The organism is Limosilactobacillus albertensis (assembly GCF_014145555.1).
Classification (GTDB): Bacteria; Bacillota; Bacilli; order Lactobacillales; family Lactobacillaceae; genus Limosilactobacillus; species Limosilactobacillus albertensis.
The window spans coordinates 1-237 of sequence record NZ_JACIVD010000005.1; the positions used below are offsets into that span (position 1 = coordinate 1).

Below are 237 nucleotides of genomic sequence, written 5' to 3' on the forward strand. Positions count from 1 at the left end.
TTCAGTCCTACAACCCCAACAAGCAAGCTTGTTGGTTTGGGCTCTTCCCTTTTCGCTCGCCGCTACTCGGGGAATCGATGTTTCTTTCTCTTCCTGCAGCTACTAAGATGTTTCAGTTTACTGCGTCTACCTCTTGCCAGCTATGGATTCACTAGTCAAGTAATCAGCGACTAAGCTGATTGGGTTGCCCCATTCGGAAATCTCCGGATCAAAGCGTACTTACCGCTCCCCGAAGCA

Annotated in this window: 1 rRNA gene; it reads right to left on the reverse strand. The window is 49.4% G+C overall.

Annotation, left to right across the window (positions count from 1 at the left end):
- Positions 1–237 (reverse strand): 23S ribosomal RNA (locus H5S41_RS00080); the annotation flags it as partial.